At 67.9% G+C, this 14385-nt stretch carries 16 protein-coding genes and 1 pseudogene; 7 read left to right on the top strand and 10 right to left on the bottom strand.

The window, feature by feature from the left end; genetic code table 11:
• Positions 1-288 precede the first annotated feature (288 nt).
• Complete coding sequence (locus FVE25_RS40670; RefSeq protein WP_246268277.1) at positions 289-1227, top strand: helix-turn-helix domain-containing protein; 939 nt, start codon at positions 289-291, stop codon at positions 1225-1227.
• Between the two features lie 6 nt (positions 1228-1233).
• Here FVE25_RS40670 and FVE25_RS40665 read toward each other — a convergent pair whose 3' ends face one another.
• A complete protein-coding gene (locus FVE25_RS40665) occupies positions 1234-2079 on the bottom strand; it encodes an amidohydrolase family protein (RefSeq protein ID WP_157252841.1) in 846 nt (281 codons plus the stop codon).
• Positions 2080-2151: 72 nt separating this feature from the next.
• Between FVE25_RS40665 and FVE25_RS40660 the strand changes: the two genes are divergently transcribed.
• The 3 genes from FVE25_RS40660 to FVE25_RS55680 all read left to right on the top strand — a co-directional run bounded on the left by FVE25_RS40660 (position 2152) and on the right by FVE25_RS55680 (position 4039).
• Positions 2152-2850, top strand: coding sequence for an alpha/beta fold hydrolase (locus FVE25_RS40660; protein ID WP_157253032.1), 699 nt, complete (start codon positions 2152-2154; stop codon positions 2848-2850).
• A 170-nt stretch (positions 2851-3020) separates the two neighbouring features.
• Complete coding sequence (locus tag FVE25_RS40655; protein ID WP_157252840.1) at positions 3021-3293, top strand: ferritin family protein; 273 nt, start codon at positions 3021-3023, stop codon at positions 3291-3293.
• Between the two features lie 368 nt (positions 3294-3661).
• Positions 3662-4039, top strand: coding sequence for a hypothetical protein (locus FVE25_RS55680; protein ID WP_246268223.1), 378 nt, complete (start codon positions 3662-3664; stop codon positions 4037-4039).
• On the opposite strand, the gene FVE25_RS57155 is transcribed toward FVE25_RS55680, so the two are convergent.
• The 3 genes and pseudogenes from FVE25_RS57155 to FVE25_RS40640 all read right to left on the bottom strand — a co-directional run bounded on the left by FVE25_RS57155 (position 3954) and on the right by FVE25_RS40640 (position 5528).
• Positions 3954-4289 (bottom strand): NAD(P)H-binding protein, encoded by a 336-nt coding sequence (locus FVE25_RS57155; RefSeq protein WP_157253031.1) that lies wholly within the window; start codon positions 4287-4289, stop codon positions 3954-3956. The two genes, FVE25_RS55680 and FVE25_RS57155, sit on opposite strands and share 86 nt — an antisense overlap.
• A gap of 97 nt (positions 4290-4386) precedes the next feature.
• Positions 4387-4503: pseudogene (locus FVE25_RS57150) on the bottom strand (aromatic-ring hydroxylase C-terminal domain-containing protein); the annotation flags it as partial.
• Positions 4504-4619: 116 nt separating this feature from the next.
• The gene (locus tag FVE25_RS40640; RefSeq protein WP_157252838.1) at positions 4620-5528 is read right to left on the bottom strand and encodes a cytochrome P450; all 909 of its coding nucleotides are present in this window, start codon (positions 5526-5528) and stop codon (positions 4620-4622) included.
• 360 nt (positions 5529-5888) lie between these two features.
• On the opposite strand from FVE25_RS40640, the gene FVE25_RS40635 reads away from it, so the two are divergent.
• Entirely contained in the window at positions 5889-7667 is a 1779-nt protein-coding gene (locus FVE25_RS40635; protein WP_181019880.1) for an alpha/beta fold hydrolase, read from the top strand.
• Between the two features lie 25 nt (positions 7668-7692).
• Here FVE25_RS40635 and FVE25_RS40630 read toward each other — a convergent pair whose 3' ends face one another.
• The 5 genes from FVE25_RS40630 to FVE25_RS40610 form a co-directional block, all read right to left on the bottom strand.
• Positions 7693-9939, bottom strand: coding sequence for a hypothetical protein (locus FVE25_RS40630; RefSeq protein WP_157252836.1), 2247 nt, complete (start codon positions 9937-9939; stop codon positions 7693-7695).
• Between the two features lie 72 nt (positions 9940-10011).
• Positions 10012-10353, bottom strand: coding sequence for a helix-turn-helix domain-containing protein (locus FVE25_RS40625; protein WP_157252835.1), 342 nt, complete (start codon positions 10351-10353; stop codon positions 10012-10014).
• Entirely contained in the window at positions 10350-11540 is a 1191-nt protein-coding gene (locus FVE25_RS40620; RefSeq protein WP_219825871.1) for a tyrosine-type recombinase/integrase, read from the bottom strand. Before FVE25_RS40620 ends, FVE25_RS40625 begins: the two co-directional genes overlap by 4 nt.
• A 135-nt stretch (positions 11541-11675) precedes the next feature.
• Positions 11676-11951, bottom strand: coding sequence for a hypothetical protein (locus tag FVE25_RS40615; protein WP_157252834.1), 276 nt, complete (start codon positions 11949-11951; stop codon positions 11676-11678).
• 252 nt (positions 11952-12203) lie between these two features.
• Entirely contained in the window at positions 12204-12404 is a 201-nt protein-coding gene (locus tag FVE25_RS40610) for a hypothetical protein (protein WP_157252833.1), read from the bottom strand.
• Between the two features lie 32 nt (positions 12405-12436).
• Between FVE25_RS40610 and FVE25_RS40605 the strand changes: the two genes are divergently transcribed.
• Positions 12437-12643 carry a hypothetical protein gene (locus tag FVE25_RS40605; RefSeq protein ID WP_157252832.1) on the top strand — a complete coding sequence of 69 codons (207 nt, stop codon included), beginning with the start codon at positions 12437-12439 and terminating at the stop codon, positions 12641-12643.
• Between the two features lie 476 nt (positions 12644-13119).
• Here FVE25_RS40605 and FVE25_RS40600 read toward each other — a convergent pair whose 3' ends face one another.
• Entirely contained in the window at positions 13120-13830 is a 711-nt protein-coding gene (locus FVE25_RS40600; protein ID WP_157252831.1) for a recombinase family protein, read from the bottom strand.
• 162 nt (positions 13831-13992) lie between these two features.
• Here FVE25_RS40600 and FVE25_RS40595 point away from each other — a divergent pair, with 162 nt between their 5' ends.
• Entirely contained in the window at positions 13993-14379 is a 387-nt protein-coding gene (locus FVE25_RS40595) for a VOC family protein (RefSeq protein WP_157252830.1), read from the top strand.
• Positions 14380-14385: the final 6 nt, after the last annotated feature.

Here is a 14385-nt window from a genome sequence, read left to right as displayed (position 1 = left end):
CGACGGTACGGCCGGCGTTGTGGATAGGCGTGTCGGGTTTCATCGGCGGCTCCTCAGCGGACGGCGGCGTGGGCGATTCCCGCTGAGATCGTCACCGGCCACGTAAACCCGCTCTGTACCGTGCGTGCCGCGTTGTGAACTGGCCACGCCGACACGGCCCGCCGTTGTTCTCACAGCGCCGGTGACGCGGCACACGACCCCACGAACCCCGAGTGAAAATGAGGGCATCGAAGATTGCTTCGCCGTGCCTTGTGAGACCGCGATATTCGGGGGGACGCCTTGTTGCTGGTGGATACCGACACCCATCCCGTCAACGAACGGATTGACGCCTTCTGGGGCATCGCAGCCAAGGAGAGCGGCACCTGCACCATCGAGCACGAAGGCCCGCGGGTCAGAATCCGGCTGGAGAGATGGTGCTTCGGCCCGCTGACGATGTTCTCCACCCAAGGCTCAGGATTCACGATCAGGCGTACGACGCGGCAGGTCAGGCGTGACCCGGTCAACACCATCTCGGTCACCACCCAGAGCCGCGGCAACGCCGCCTTCGCGTGGAACGACTACGAGCAGCGCGTCCGCGGCCCGCAGGCCCTGGTCATGGCGCACAAGAGCGCCGGCTACGACTACGGGTGGTCCGGTACCGGGCACGCGGTGGCGTTCATGGTCGACGCCGACCATGTCGGCCTGCCCGAACACCAGATTCGTGCCGCGATCCCGCGCTTATCCACCAGTGCCGTGGCCCCGCTGCTGCTGCATCACATCCGCGCCCTGCATCGCGACGCGGACCGGCTCAGCGCCGACCCCGGCGCGCAGGCCCTGGCGACCGCCACCCTGGAACTCACCCGCGCCCTCATCGTGTCGGTCACGACCCCCGACCCCCAGCGCGCCGTCACCGACAGCACCCTGCTCACGCAGATCCTGGCCTACATCCGCCTGCACCTGACCGAACCCGACCTCACTCCTGCCCGCATCGCCCACGCTCACCACATCTCCGTCCGCACCCTCTACCGGCTCTGCGAGAACGGCGGCCTGAGCCTCGAACAATGGATCATCCGCCGGCGTCTGGAAGGCATCCGCCAGGACCTGATCACCCCGCAGCACGCGCACCGCACCATCGAGGCGATCGCGCGTTCCTGGGGCGTCACCAACTCGGTGTACCTCTCCCGCCGCTTCCGCCAGACCTACGGCCTCACCCCCCGCCAATGGCGGCTCCACCACCGCGCGACCTGAATCCCGCTACTCGATGCGATAGCGGCGCCGGGCGTTGGCGGCGAACACCCGATGCCGCTCGCCGTCGGACAGCTCTGCGGTAACCCTCTGATAGGCGTCGATCAGCTCTCCGTAGGTGCCGGCCATTCCGTCCACCGGGAAGTTGCTCCCGAAGAAACACCGGTCGACGCCGAACAGCTCCAAGCAGGTCCCGATCCACGGGCGCAACCGCCCGGGGTCCATCGTCATGAAGGCCATGGGCAGGCCGGACAACTTGCAATCCACGTTCCCGAGCTTCGCGAGCCTGGCGATGCCCTCACGCCATCGCCGGAACTCCTCCTGGTCGTCCCGCTCCGGCCAGCCCATGTGCTCCAGAACGAACGCCGTCTCGGGCGCGCTCTCAATCGCCCGGGCGTACTCCCGCATCCCTGCCGGGTGCGTGAGCAGGTCGAACACCCATCCGCGCGCACCGAGCAACGCGAACAGCCGAGCCGCCGTCTCAGCGGACGGGTCGAGCCCCTCCAGCACCCGGATGCCGCGGAACGCCGGGCTTTGCGCCTGGGCCGTCAGGTCCCGTTCGATCCGCTCGTACGGCGCCGCCGGATCGATCGTCCCGATGAGCACGTGCGGTACGCCGATCTCCACACGCAACCCATCCAGCCAGCGCGCTTCGTCCAGAAACGTCCCCGGCTTGCTGACCGCGGACACGTGCACCAGCCCTGACACCCGCACACCCGTCGTATCACCCTCATAGTGGCCCGGCAGGTAATCGCGGTTCAGGCTGGGAGCGACATCACGCAGCACCGGATACCAGTCCCGCCGCGACGGCTGCCAGTAATGCACATGCGAGTCGACGAGCTCGAAGTCGCTCATCGTCCCCCTTCCACCCCGCGGAGGTCGTTAGTGATCACCAAATAGGCGCATGGTAATGCAGTCATCTGACCGATCGCCGCAGAGCTGCGCTTCCGCGCCATCGCGCACGACCGGCGCGGCCACGGCCGCTCCGGCCAGTCCTGGCACGGCAACGACATGGACACCTACGCCGACGACCTGGCCACCCTGCTCGACACCTTGGATCTGCGCGAGGCGATCCTGGTCGGCCACTCCACCGGCGGCGGCGAGGTGACCCGCTACCTCGGCCGCCACGGCAGCGCCCGGGTGACCAAGGCCGTCCTGCTCGGCGCCGTCCCGCCGCTGATGCTCAAGACCGACGCCAACCCCGGCGGCCTGCCCATCGAGGCGTTCGACGCCATCCGGGCCGGGGTCGCAGCCGACCGCTCCCAGTTCTACAAGGAACTGGCCGTCCCCTTCTACGGCTACAACCGCGAGCGCGCGCAACCGTCCCAGGGCGTGCTCGACGCCTTCTGGCTGTGGAGCATGCAAGCCGGGATCAAGGGCGCGCTCGACTGCATCAAGGCATTCTCCGAGACCGACTTCACCCAGGACCTCCAGCGCATCGACGTACCGACCCTGGTCGCCCATGGGGACGACGACCAGATCGTGCCCATCGCCGCCAGTGCTCTGCGCAGCGCCGAACTCCTCAAGGACGCCACGCTCAAGGTCTATCCCGGCGCGCCACATGGTCTGACCGGGGCCTTCGAGCAGGACTTCAACAACGACCTGCTCTCCTTCATCACCCGCTGACGGCCCTCCCACACACCTCTGGAGCCGAATCCGAATCCACCCACCCGCCCGGCGAAGGGCCCCTTGAAGATGACCACCACGAAGGCGACCACGCATATCGACAATCTGGCGATCGCCGCCCTTCAGGACGTGCTGAACTGGCCGGCACGCTCCGGGATCACACCGACGGGGTGGCTGAACGCATCGCGGCCCTGGGCGGCTGGCCGGACGCCTGCAGCGAGACCCTGAGCGAACGCAACACCCTGGAATCGCTGCCCTTCGGAGAACTTCCCACGAGCCAGGCGCTCACCGCCGTGGAAGCAGGGTTGGAGCGGGTCGCCGCCGTGGTGACCTCCTGGCTGGCGACCCCGTCGGTCAGCCAGGATCCCGTGACCGCGGACCTGCTCACCAGCCTGTGCCGCGACATCATGACCCGGAAATGGCTCGCTCGCGCCCAGCAGTGACCCATCATGACCAATGCCCTTTGCGCCAGCAGCGGCCTGCCGTACCGCGTGGCTTTGAAGTGGATGTGCGGGGGCGCCAGGGATGTAGTAGGGGCCCGTCGCCGCTGGGGGCGGTGAGTCTGCTGTTGGTCATGTCAGTGCTTCGGCCAGGTCCCACAGCATCGTGCCGAGCTGCGGGTCGTTGAGGTGGGGGATCCGGGACGGCCTGGTGAGGTGTAGGCGCCTCCGAGCAGCGTGGTGGCCAGGGCCAGGTCGGCCAGGCGCCCGGCGCCTTGATGGCGTGAGGCGAGGATAGGCCAGGCGGCGAGCATCAGGATCCTTCCGGCGGGGCCGAGGTAGCGGCCGGAATCGGAGGCGATGATGCCCGGGTGGAAGTCGCCGACGTCGATGCCCGGGTGGCGGCAGCCGTACTCGCACAGCAGGCTGCCGGCGGCGAGTTGGGCTCTGGCGTAGGCGTGGTGCGGCGACAGGCCCTGCCGTCCCTCGGCCAGGCAGGCGTCGATGGTGACGGTGCGGTGGGAGCGGGAGGAGGCGGCCAGGAAGTCGATGGGTCCTTCAAGGTGTGCGACCAGGGTGCGGATGGTTGTGAGGCGGGCGAAGTCGGCGGTGTGGTGTTCGCCGGCGATCTGGCGGGTGCGGGCGGGTCGCGGCCGACCACGATCACCTCGTGCCCGAGATGGTGCAGCCGTCTGGCTGCGGCGGCTCCGATGCCGGAACTGGCTCCGGTGATGACGATACGCAGGTGACGCGGCCTCCTGTTCGCGGGCATTCGACGGCGCGTGAGGCGCCGGCGCCCCAGGCCGGCGGCATCGCGATCCGTGACACGTGCTGGGCGCGCATGCCGGTGACCAGGTTGAGCGTGGCGGCGACGACGAACGGCGGGTTGCCGACGGCGCAGACGACGGCGTCGTGCCCGGCCAATGCGCGCTCGACCTGGTCCGGCTGGTCGGCGAGGGCGCCTTCGACGACCGTCGGTAGCTCGGCGCGGCGGGGGATGGCGGTGGCCTCGAAGCGGTGGCGAAGTGCCCATACTGCAGCGCGGTGGTCACGACAGCGCGGCCCACGCCGCCGTTTGCGCCCGCGACGAAGATCCTCACCTCCACCTCGCCGCGACCGCCACGCTCGCGTCCTCGCCGGTCCAGGCGACGTGCCCGTCGGGGCGGATCAGCGCCGCCGCCACGTGGGTGCGCTGTACTTCTCGTACAGAATCATGAGCCCTAACGCTGGTTCAGGGCTGGTTCGCTGTTCTTCATCGGAGCCGGCAGGTCCTCCAGGGTGAGCAGTGGTTCACCGAGGGATTGCTCACCCCATAAGCGCTGCCTGCAGCTACCGCCGGTGGACGGCGGTGGGCAAAGAGGCGAATCCTCGCAGGTTGGGGTGGTGCAGGTAGGTGGCACCGTCCGGGAATACGTCAAAGTCGGCGACCGTCCGCACCAGTTCGGCCAGCACGGTGCTCGCGGTCAGCCGGGCCAGGGCCGCCCCCAGGCAGAAGTGCGGGCCCCATCCGAACGGGATCGCCTTTCGCCACACGTCCGGGCCTCGGCCGACATCGAATCGATCGGGCTGGCCGAAGACCCTCTCGTCACGGTTGGCCGAGGACACCAGCAAGACGATGCGCGACCCGGCGGGCACCTCGACCCCGTGCAACTCGGTGTCGGCGGTGAGCAGGCGGGCGATCAGCTGAGCCGAGTTGTCATGACGCAGGGTCTCCTCCACCCACCCGTCCATCGCTCCCGCCCAGATGAGCTTCTTCTGCTCGGGGTTACGCCAAGCCTGGTACCAGGCGTTCGTGATGACTTTGGCCGTGGATTCGCTGCCCGCGATATTGAGCACTCCGATCAGCGTGACGATCTCGTCATCGCTGAGCTGTTCGCCCTCCACTTCGGCAGTGGCCACCACGGTGGCCAGGTCATCGCACGGGTGGCGACGCCGGTCGGCGATGAGTCCGGTGAAGTAGTCCTTCACCTTGATCGCCGATTCCCAGAACCCCGGGGGTGACTGCCCGCTCTCGCTGTTGTACTCGAGCATGAGGTTCGTCATCCGCAGCAGATCGCCACGATCCTCCGGCGGGATACCGATCAGCTCGGCGATCACATGCACGGGGATGTCGCCGACTGCTTCGACGAAGTCGAATTCGCCCTGCTCCAGGAAAGCCTCCAGGTGGTGCCGGGCCAGTTGCTGGATGGCCGGCCGGAGCGTTTCGAGCCGACGGGCTGTGAAGCCGCTGGAGACCAAGTTGCGCACCTTCGTGTGAAGCACGCGGGTTCGCGGATTCCTCATCCTGTAGTCAGGGGAACCGTGCGTGGTGGAGTCCCAGGTCATCTAACGCAGGCGAGTTCATGGCAGACGGTCGGCAGAGGGAGGGGAGGTGGGTGAACAGCGCCTGCCTGGCACGCAACTCCTCAAGACGGAAGGGCGAGGCACCCCATGCCGGCGCCGAGCGTGCACTCGATCGTCGTGAGCCGCCCTTACCGCCACCAGTGGTGTTGCACCGAGATCATCTCACGGTCGCAGATCCCTCTGGGAGCAGGCTCCCAGAGGGAACCCTCCAAGAGGCCGAAGAAATCCGGAGCACGGGAAACGAAGCTTGGAGGCATGATCGCAAAAGCCCTGGGACTCGTACTGACCGCGGCTCTGCTGCCCGGCACACCGACCCCTCTGACCAGGACCCCTCCGACCGGCCTGCATAAGTGCGCGAACGCGAGCACCCCCTGTGACGGCACCATCAACGTCCCTCTCGACTGGGAGAATGCCTCCTCCAAAGGGCTTTCCGTGGCCTTCACCTGGATCCCGGCCAAGGACGCCGACGGGACGGTGGTGGCCAATCGCGGCGGGCCACTGGCGGCTGTGCCAACTGTGCCCGACCTTCAAAAAACCCTCGGGCCCGTGCTCGAGCGGAAGAACCTCCTGGTCATGGATCCGCGCGGCCTCGGGAAGTCCTCGCCGCCGCCGTGTGAGGGGGTCGACTTCTTCAAGCCCGAGACCGTCGCCGCCTGCGCCAAGAGCGTGGGATCACAGGGCGCCTACTTCACCGCCGACCAGGCCTCGCACGATCTCGACGCGATACGGCGGGCGCTCGGCCTGGGCAAGGTCAGCTTCTTCGGCAACTCCTACGGCACCCTGTATGCCCAGGCATACGCGGCCCGATACCCCGACAGTCTGGACGCGGTGTTCCTGGACAGCACCGTGGTCGTAGAACCCGACGGGTACGCGAGCTGGCAGGCCCGCTCCCAGCTCCGTTACCTCGATCGACTCTGCGGGCAGTCGAAGGCGTGCGATGCCCTGCCGGGCAGCGCCTCTGGCACCTGGACACGGCTGGTGAACCGGCTGCGGGAAAGGCCCGACCCGGAGGTGACGCTGTATCGGACCTTCACGATGAGCATCCCGGAAGAGCCGGTGCTCGGCCGAGAGATCAACGCGGCCGCGGCAGCTTACCTGCGCGGCGATCCGGCTCCGCTGCGTCGTCTGGCCCGATTGGGGCCCAAGACCTCTCCGCCGGGCATTCACCCGAATCCTGCCGGATACCTGGCCTATCGCTGCGGTGACGGCGCTTTCCCGTTCGACCGGCTGGCATCGGCGGCCGAGCGTGAGGCGCAGGCCGAGCGGTACTACGAACGGGTACGCCCGCTGGCGCCCTATCAGATCGCCGACCTTGTCTCCGCCGGCGTCAGCGGCCTGGAGTGGTGCGTCAACTGGCCGACCCCGCGTAACAGCGCACCTCGCCCGCCCGGACAGGCGCTGCCCAAGGTGCCCGTCCTGGTGATAGCGGGGGACTTCGATGTCAGCAACAGCCCCGCCGAAGTGGAGCGTTCGCTGCGGGCCTTCCCGAACGCCACTGTCGTCCGGGTCCCGTTCGGGTGGCATGCGATGTCCTTCCGTCCGGGGCCGTTGGGCGATTGCGTACGGGGCACACTGCGTACCTTCCTGACCACCAAGCAGGTCCGTGACCAGAACTGCACCGGCGAAAACTACCGTGCCATCGGCGCCTTCCCACAGACGGTCGGGGACGTGCCGCCACAGCCGGTCCGCAACCTCAGCGCCGCCCAGCGGCGGATCCTCGCGGCCACCTTCGCCACCGTCGCGGACGCCACCGCCCGCCGCAACCCCAATGGCTACCTCTACACGACGGTGCAGCACGAGCCGGGACTGCGCGGCGGCCAGGTCGCCTTCGGCCAGGACATCACCCTGGACAAGGTCCAATTCGTGCGCGATCTGTGGGTCAGCGGCCCCATCAAGCTCACCCCGGACGGCCGCGCCACCGCCACGCTCCGCGCCGAGAGCGGCGGGCGCACTCACGAGGTGACGCTGACCTGGACGGCGTTCTCCACCCGCCCGTCTCTGTCGGGCACCTTCGACGGCATCCCCTTCGACTAGTTTCCCCGCCGCGACTCTGCCGGCTTCAACGCGAGGGCGGTACTGTCGCGCGTTCGGGATGAGCCGCGTGAACGTAGCGCATCGCCGTGCCGGCCGAAACGCCGAAGACGCGCATGAGGTGGACGGGGTCGGCCGTGACGGTGGCCTCGTGCAGCAGGCGGTCCTCGCGGATCCGGTGGGCATTGATGCCGACCCGGCGGAAGATCAAAGTAAGAGAACTCATGCTGATGGGAGCGTCGTCACGGTGGAAAGCGGTCGCCGCGGTGAGGAACAGATGCGGGTTGGTGCTGGTGGGCCAGCGCTGTTGCCGGTCGTGGAGCCAAGCAGCGAGCAGGATGTGGGTGAACTCGTCAAGGTAGTAGGTATGCCTGCGCTGGTCCCGGCGCAGAGTGAGCTTGCCGTTGGCGGTGTCGACACCGTCGAGTCGGAGAGCCGGCAGGTCCTTGGTGTGTAGTGCGTGGATGGCGACGAGGGCGACGACGAACCGGTCGAGCGGGGCATGGACCCGGTCGATGAGGCCGCGGAGTTGGTCGTCGCGAAGTGGGACAGGCACATTGGAGATCGCGGGCAAGACGATGCCGCGGGTCGGGTCCCGGAAGGTGACGCGTTCCTGCTTGAGCATCGAGAAGATGCTACGCAGTCCTGTTCGAGCGCCTTGCGCCGGAGTGCCCGTGAGGTTGTCGAGCGCGGCTTTGACGTGGTCAGGGGTGATTTCTCGCAGACTGGTGTGCTTGGTGCTCCAACGCAGCAGGATGGGGTGCACGGCGCGGAGGTAATTGCCGATGACGTCCCAGGATCGGGGATGTCGCCGGCGGCGGCCATGTCCGCGCATGGCGGTGACCCAGCGGTCAAGTTCTTCGGCGAAGGAGGCGGGCAACCGTTGGATGCGGTTGGCCACCCAGCGTTGTTCGGCGATGGTAGTGCGGTCGTGGGCTGGGATCACGAGCCCGCGCCGCTCCAGCATGAACACGACCCGAGTGGCGCTGGTGTGGCGGACCAGGCCAGGGAGGGATCGGATGTCCTCCTCCGGGATGGGGGCTTGCGCGCCGATCCAGCCAAGCAGGATCCGCAAGGTGCGCATGACCTGGGCGCCGGTCGAGGTGTTCCAGCCGAGTTCCGTGGCCTCACGACGGACATCGGCGATCACCGCATCGGCGTCCGCCGTCAGCGACGGCAGGATTTTGCCGGGTGTGATGACAGACCAGTCACGCCGGACCTGGACGACAACGGTCTGCGCGGGATCGACCAGATGTGGGGAGATCGGCGGCGGGTCTGGCCGCCGTGCCCGTTCCAGGTCGGCGCTCTTCCAGTGCCGCGGGCGGTAGCCGAGCAGCCCCTTCGGGGTGCTCAGCCGGGGCGCGAAGGCTCCGCCGAGAGTGAGCTGCCTGGCCCCGGTGGCCATGGTCTGCGGCCCGAGTTCGGTGACCACAACGGTGCAGGGGTGGCACAGACCGGCCGCTCCGACATGAGCGTCGTGGTGACAGCGGGTGCAGCGGCCGTGCGGGTAAGTCCTGGCCCAGTACCGGCAGCGTCCGCAAGTTGGCTCTAGGCCCCAGCTGAGGCACGTGGAGCATGAACGTGCCCCAGACGGCGTTCGGCGCCCTGGCGGTGAGTCACTGGATGTCTCGCGCTTGAGCAGCCCGACTCCTGCCAGGATCACGATCAGGGAGTCGGCGAGATCGGCGTCGGCGATGGCGGCCTCGTCAACGAGGTCCAGCCCGTCGGCGGCGGCCGCTGCGAGCACGAGCCCGAGCATCCGGCATAACCTGCGCCGCCACGCGATCGTGAAGTCGTTCTCGGCCACGTACGCGTGGGCGGCTTCAGCAGCTCGCAGATAGCCGGCCGGGACCCGGTCGGCGATCCGGGCGACGAGGCGAAGGGTGAGCGTGCGCGGGGCCGTGAACAGCAGTTGCTGCCCGGATGGCAACGGCGGGCAGACCTCCGGATCGTCTTTAGGCGGGGTGGCGAGTTCGGCGCACACCCACGCAGGATTGCGGGGCGGCAGCGTACGCGGAGCCGCGGGTGTGCGATCCAGCGGCCGCGCGATCGGCAACCGGACCTCCGGTAGCAGCAGAAACAGCGGCGTCGAGCGGTGTGGCCGGGGATCGGCCAGCCACGTCTTGTCCATGGTGCGTATGGTCACCAGGCACAAACGGCACAGCTGATTGCGGTTGAGGTTGGCGATGTGGCTGCATCGCAGGCACACGCCTCGGCGCGGGTTCTTGCTCACCCAATCGCTGCACGCCTGGCAGGCGCGCCGGTCGACCAGCACACCCCAGCCATGGCACGTGGGGCAGTTGCCGAGTCCGCGCGGTAAGGCCGGGGGCATGGATATCACGCCCGTTCAGTTCGGCGGCAGCGAGCGACGACCGGTGGCGCGCCGCTGGCGAGGAGTCGGTCGCCGAGCTCCGTCGGCGCCGCCGTCGCCGACCGCCTTGAGCGCTTGGTGCTCGCTCGCGCCAGCGCCGGCCAGGGGCTCAGCCTCCAGCAGGTCGGCTATAGTGCAGTCCAAGGCCGCACAGATCTTATCGAGCTCGTCCAGCCGCAGGCTGATCGGCTTCTTGCTCCACAGCTGAGCCACCTTGCTCAACGAGGGCTCGAACCCAACCTCCTTGAAGGCGGCAAGCAACTCGCTGGGACGCCAGATGTCTCGCTGGGCGGCGGCCCAGCGCAGGTTCCACTTCATCGCAGGTTTCCTTGGTCAACGTGCAACCGCTGCACGGCCCGGCTGGACGCGGCCAGGCTCGCCCGCTCCGGATCCGCGTGGGCGGCCGACAGGTATTGGACGGTCGTGGTCGGTCGTTCGTGGCCCAGAAGCTTCTGGACCTCCCACAAGCCCATGCCGCGCTCGTAGTTGTGGGTCGCGCAGGCGTGCCGGAGCAGATGCGGATAAAGTTCGGTGACCGGGCCGGTCAGGAACCGCGTACCCGCATGTCGCAGGGCGCGCCGAAACGTCGATGGCGTCACAGCCAGACCCCCGGTGGCCACGTTCAGAGCGGAGATCGCCCGGGGGATCCGCTCGGACGGGAAAAGTGGCGCCGCTGGGTCTTCCGGATCGTCGGCGAATTCCCCGCGAACCTCCTCCACATACCACCACAGCAGGTCGCGGCCCTCCTCGAACAAGTAGGCCAGCCGCTGGCGGGGGCCCGATCTGCGGGCGCCCTTGCCGTGCACAAGGAAGCGGCCCCACTGGCCGGACTCCCAGTGCACCTCGCAGAGCTTGACCCCGCATAACTCGGCCGCCCGCACCCCGGAGATGTAGACGATCTTTCCCATCACGTAATCGCGGCGAGCCACCACCGCCTTCCGCGCAGACTCCAGAGAATCCCGCCAGCGGGCGAAGAACTCCCGCATCGCTCGCTGCGACGGCGGCACTCTCAGCCCGAAGTCGCCCCGGTGCACCGGCCGGTTGAAATCGTCGACCGGTGATTCCACCGCCACCCCGAAGCGCCGGAAGATCTCGCCCGCATACCGCTGCTCCAGGAACGCGAAGTAGTGGTCGAGCCGCATCAGCTTCCCACGCAAGGTTGAACTTGCCCGCTTGCCTGGACCGGCAAGGTATCGGTCCAACATCCGCGGCGTCAGCCGCCAGGCCACGACGTCGTAGTGATCGCAGACTTCAAGTACCGGTTGCACCAGGTGGTCGAGAGTGCTCGGTGCGAGGCCGGCCGCGTCTCGCGCCCATTGGTACTCGGCGATCGTGTCCGCGAAGAAGTCCCGCTCCTCCGCCTCACTTGCTCCCGCCGCATTGCGGCGTCCCAGCGTCACCACCTCGGCCAGGCCGTCCTCGATGACCCGGTCGGCCCTCGTCGGCGGCACATCGGCCTTCGTTGAACGCACCAGCCTCAACGGAGGACTATCGGAATCGTTCACAAACGTGCAGATTACATTAGCTACTCATGGAATCGTGTAGTAACTCGCGGAATCCCGCAGGGTTGTTCACGGGTCCATGCCGGTCCACAGAGCTGCCAGTATGCGCCTATTCACGTCCGCCGACCACAGAGGAACCTACGCGTACTCCGGTAGCTTGGGCGCATCCATCGCGATCAGTGAACTCGCCAATGGAGCCTCTGGACCCCACAGATCCAGGGAATCGCCGTAGACGCTGGAGAACAGGCCCGGATCGCGCATCGCGGCCAATACGTCGGCGTGCCGGGACAAGGCCACAAAGTCGCGCTCGGTGTTGTGATACAGCGGCGCCCGCCGCCGCAACTCGGCGTAGACCGGATAGGGATTTTCCTGGATCGCATGGCTGTAGGGGTCGTATTCGATGTCATCGGTCATCGCGCCAGGTCCTCCCGCCTTAGATCAGTACGCTCATCTGATCACCGAGACCGGCTCTGATCAACGGGACCCCATGCCTCGATCAAGCTCGAGGGGGAGACGGCATGCGCCTTATGCGCAGCTCGGCGTCGGCAAAGATGCCCACGTACGAGGAGTGCTCCCTACCCGGGGGCCTGCACGCCAGCCGCGAGCGGTAACCCCAGCCCTACGCCGCGTGGAGGGGGCGTTCCCGCACCGTCTCCATACGCATGGCTAGGTGATGCGCGACGGCCCCGGCAGCTGACCTTCCCAAACAAGGGGTTGCTCCACATGGGCCAGGTGTTCGCCGTCGAGGCCGAGCGGGTCACGGCCGGTGGCCAGGATCTGCAGTCTGGGCGCGGCGGCCAGCAGAAAGGATGCGAGATTTCGCACGGCATGGATCAGGCGCTCGCAGGTGTCGAGCACCAGCAGCAAGCTGCTGGTCGGCCAGGGCTTGCGTCAAAGGCGTGAGGTCGCTGCGATCGGAGACACGCGGCCAGGCCGCAGGCCGTTGCGACGGCGTGCGCCAGCGCCGCGGGATCGTCGAGCGGGAACAGGTCGGCCAGCCAGACGTCATCGGCATAGCGGCGCCGCTCAAGCAGGCGGCGAGCGGTGTGCACCACGACGCGGGTCTTTCCCACGCCCGCCGCGCCGACAGCGGTCACCAGCCGTGATTGCTCCAGCGCCGCGCTCAGCTCGCCGACCAGCCGGCCTCGCCCGAGGCAACCTGCCGGCCTCGGCCGGCAGGTTGCCTCCACGCAGCCAGCGCAGCGAGCTCATCGCTCACCTGCCCGCAGCACGGACAGCCGGACGATCATGGTCTCTCCGCCCCTTCTCCGGAACCCTGCCTGGCCGGACCCCGTCAACGGCCGGCCACGCATGCGGCTGGAGTTGGACTGTGACGTGAAAGTGCCAGTTGACCAATGGCCATTCGTCCTCCTGCAGGCGATGTCAAGTGCATCTTGCACCTTCAATAATTTCGTGTGCATATTGCTTCCTTTAGAAATGCGATCTTTCTCTGGTGTCTTGTGCGAACTCCCCAGGGATTTCCGCATCCGCCTGCACATCACCCGGAAGAGATAGCCGAGCCTTCCGCCACCACCGGGGTTGAGGAACCTGCGGACAGCCGTTGGCGGTACCCGCGAGTAACTTAGCTGGACGCTTCGGCAGGGTCGTCTCGCGCAGCGGGTCCGCCCTCGGTCGGGATGAGCGAGGGCGGACCCGGCTGGCCGGGCAGTAGCCCGGTCAGTGCGGTTCGGATGGCAGCCCGACTGACTCCATGCGCACGGGCGAGAGCCGCGATCGAAGCGCCATGGTCGGCGAACGCCGACCGTACCTCCTCAAGCCGGGCACCGGCCAGGGCGGGCGGCCGACCGCGGTAGCGGCCTTCGGCTTCAGCGGCGGCGATCCCCTCGGCGGTCAGCTCGTTCTGCAGGTCGCGCTGGAACTGCCCCACAGCGGTGATCACATTGATGAGCAGCGCTGTCGTCGCGTCGTTCGCCGAGAGGTCATGGAAGTTCGACAGCGGTCCCGACAGGACGCGCAGGGCGACGCCACGGACCTGGCACCAGTCGCGGACGGCGTGGATGTCGATCAGGTCGCGGCACAGCCGAAACAGCTCCGACACCGTCAGGACGTCCCCGGGGTGCGCGGCGGCGGCGACCCTGGCGAACGCGGGCCGCTCCCGCGCGGGGATCTTGGAGGTGGTGGCCGGGTCCTCGAACAGCAGCACCCCCTCGGCCGGGCGAAACCCTTCGGCGACGCCTTCGGTCCGCACCAGCAGTCCGGCCTCGGTGAGGATGTGCCGCTGCCGCAGCAGCGCCTGCGTTGCGGTGGACGAGCGGGAGTAGACGATCCGCACCGAAGGCTCCTCGAGGAAAGGGGTCGCGAGCCGCGCAGCTATCGCAGAGTCACTCGTTTCCCGGCGCCCCCGGCTAATGCTCCCGGGGCCGCGCTGTGCTCGGCGAACTACATGAGGCCCGGCGCGAGGTGTCGGCGCCGGACTCTCGTAGACTTCGCGGTCATGACAGAAAGATGGCCCTTCATCCACCACGTGACCTTCATCGCATCGGACCTCGAGGCGAGTACGCGCTTCTACACCGCCGCACTGAAGCCTCTCGGTGTCGTCGGGGAGGAGGCTGACGGTGGAGCGGAGTTTTGGGAGGAGGAGCTGGACACCCCGTCCTTCGGGCTCTATCCCGCGGGGGATGCCACGGTGACACGGGGCGCGCACATCGCGTTCACGGCCCGCGACCGGGCCACGGTCGACGCCTTCTACGCGGCCGCGCTGGCGGCTGGCGGCAAGTCCCGGTACGAACCCCGGCTTTGGCCGGAGTATCGCGCCTATTGCGCGTTCGTGGATGACCCGGACGGCAACAACATCGAGGCGGTCTACAAGGAGCAGGCGTAGGGACAG

Origin of the sequence: Nonomuraea typhae, assembly GCF_009760925.1 — a bacterium.
Classification (GTDB): domain Bacteria; phylum Actinomycetota; class Actinomycetes; order Streptosporangiales; family Streptosporangiaceae; genus Nonomuraea; species Nonomuraea typhae.
The sequence above is the reverse complement of the archived record's forward strand: the minus strand, read 5'-3'. Positions and strand labels throughout refer to the sequence as shown.

Bases quoted from the DNA above. Each gene is read 5' to 3' on its own strand.
- FVE25_RS40665 (WP_157252841.1), bottom strand. From the start codon at position 2,079: ATGAGCGACTTCGAGCTCGTCGACTCGCATGTGCATTACTGGCAGCCG.
- FVE25_RS40635 (WP_181019880.1), top strand. From the start codon at position 5,889: ATGATCGCAAAAGCCCTGGGACTCGTACTGACCGCGGCTCTGCTGCCC.
- FVE25_RS40625 (WP_157252835.1), bottom strand. From the start codon at position 10,353: ATGAAGTGGAACCTGCGCTGGGCCGCCGCCCAGCGAGACATCTGGCGT.
- FVE25_RS40615 (WP_157252834.1), bottom strand. From the start codon at position 11,951: ATGACCGATGACATCGAATACGACCCCTACAGCCATGCGATCCAGGAA.
- FVE25_RS40595 (WP_157252830.1), top strand. From the start codon at position 13,993: ATGACAGAAAGATGGCCCTTCATCCACCACGTGACCTTCATCGCATCG.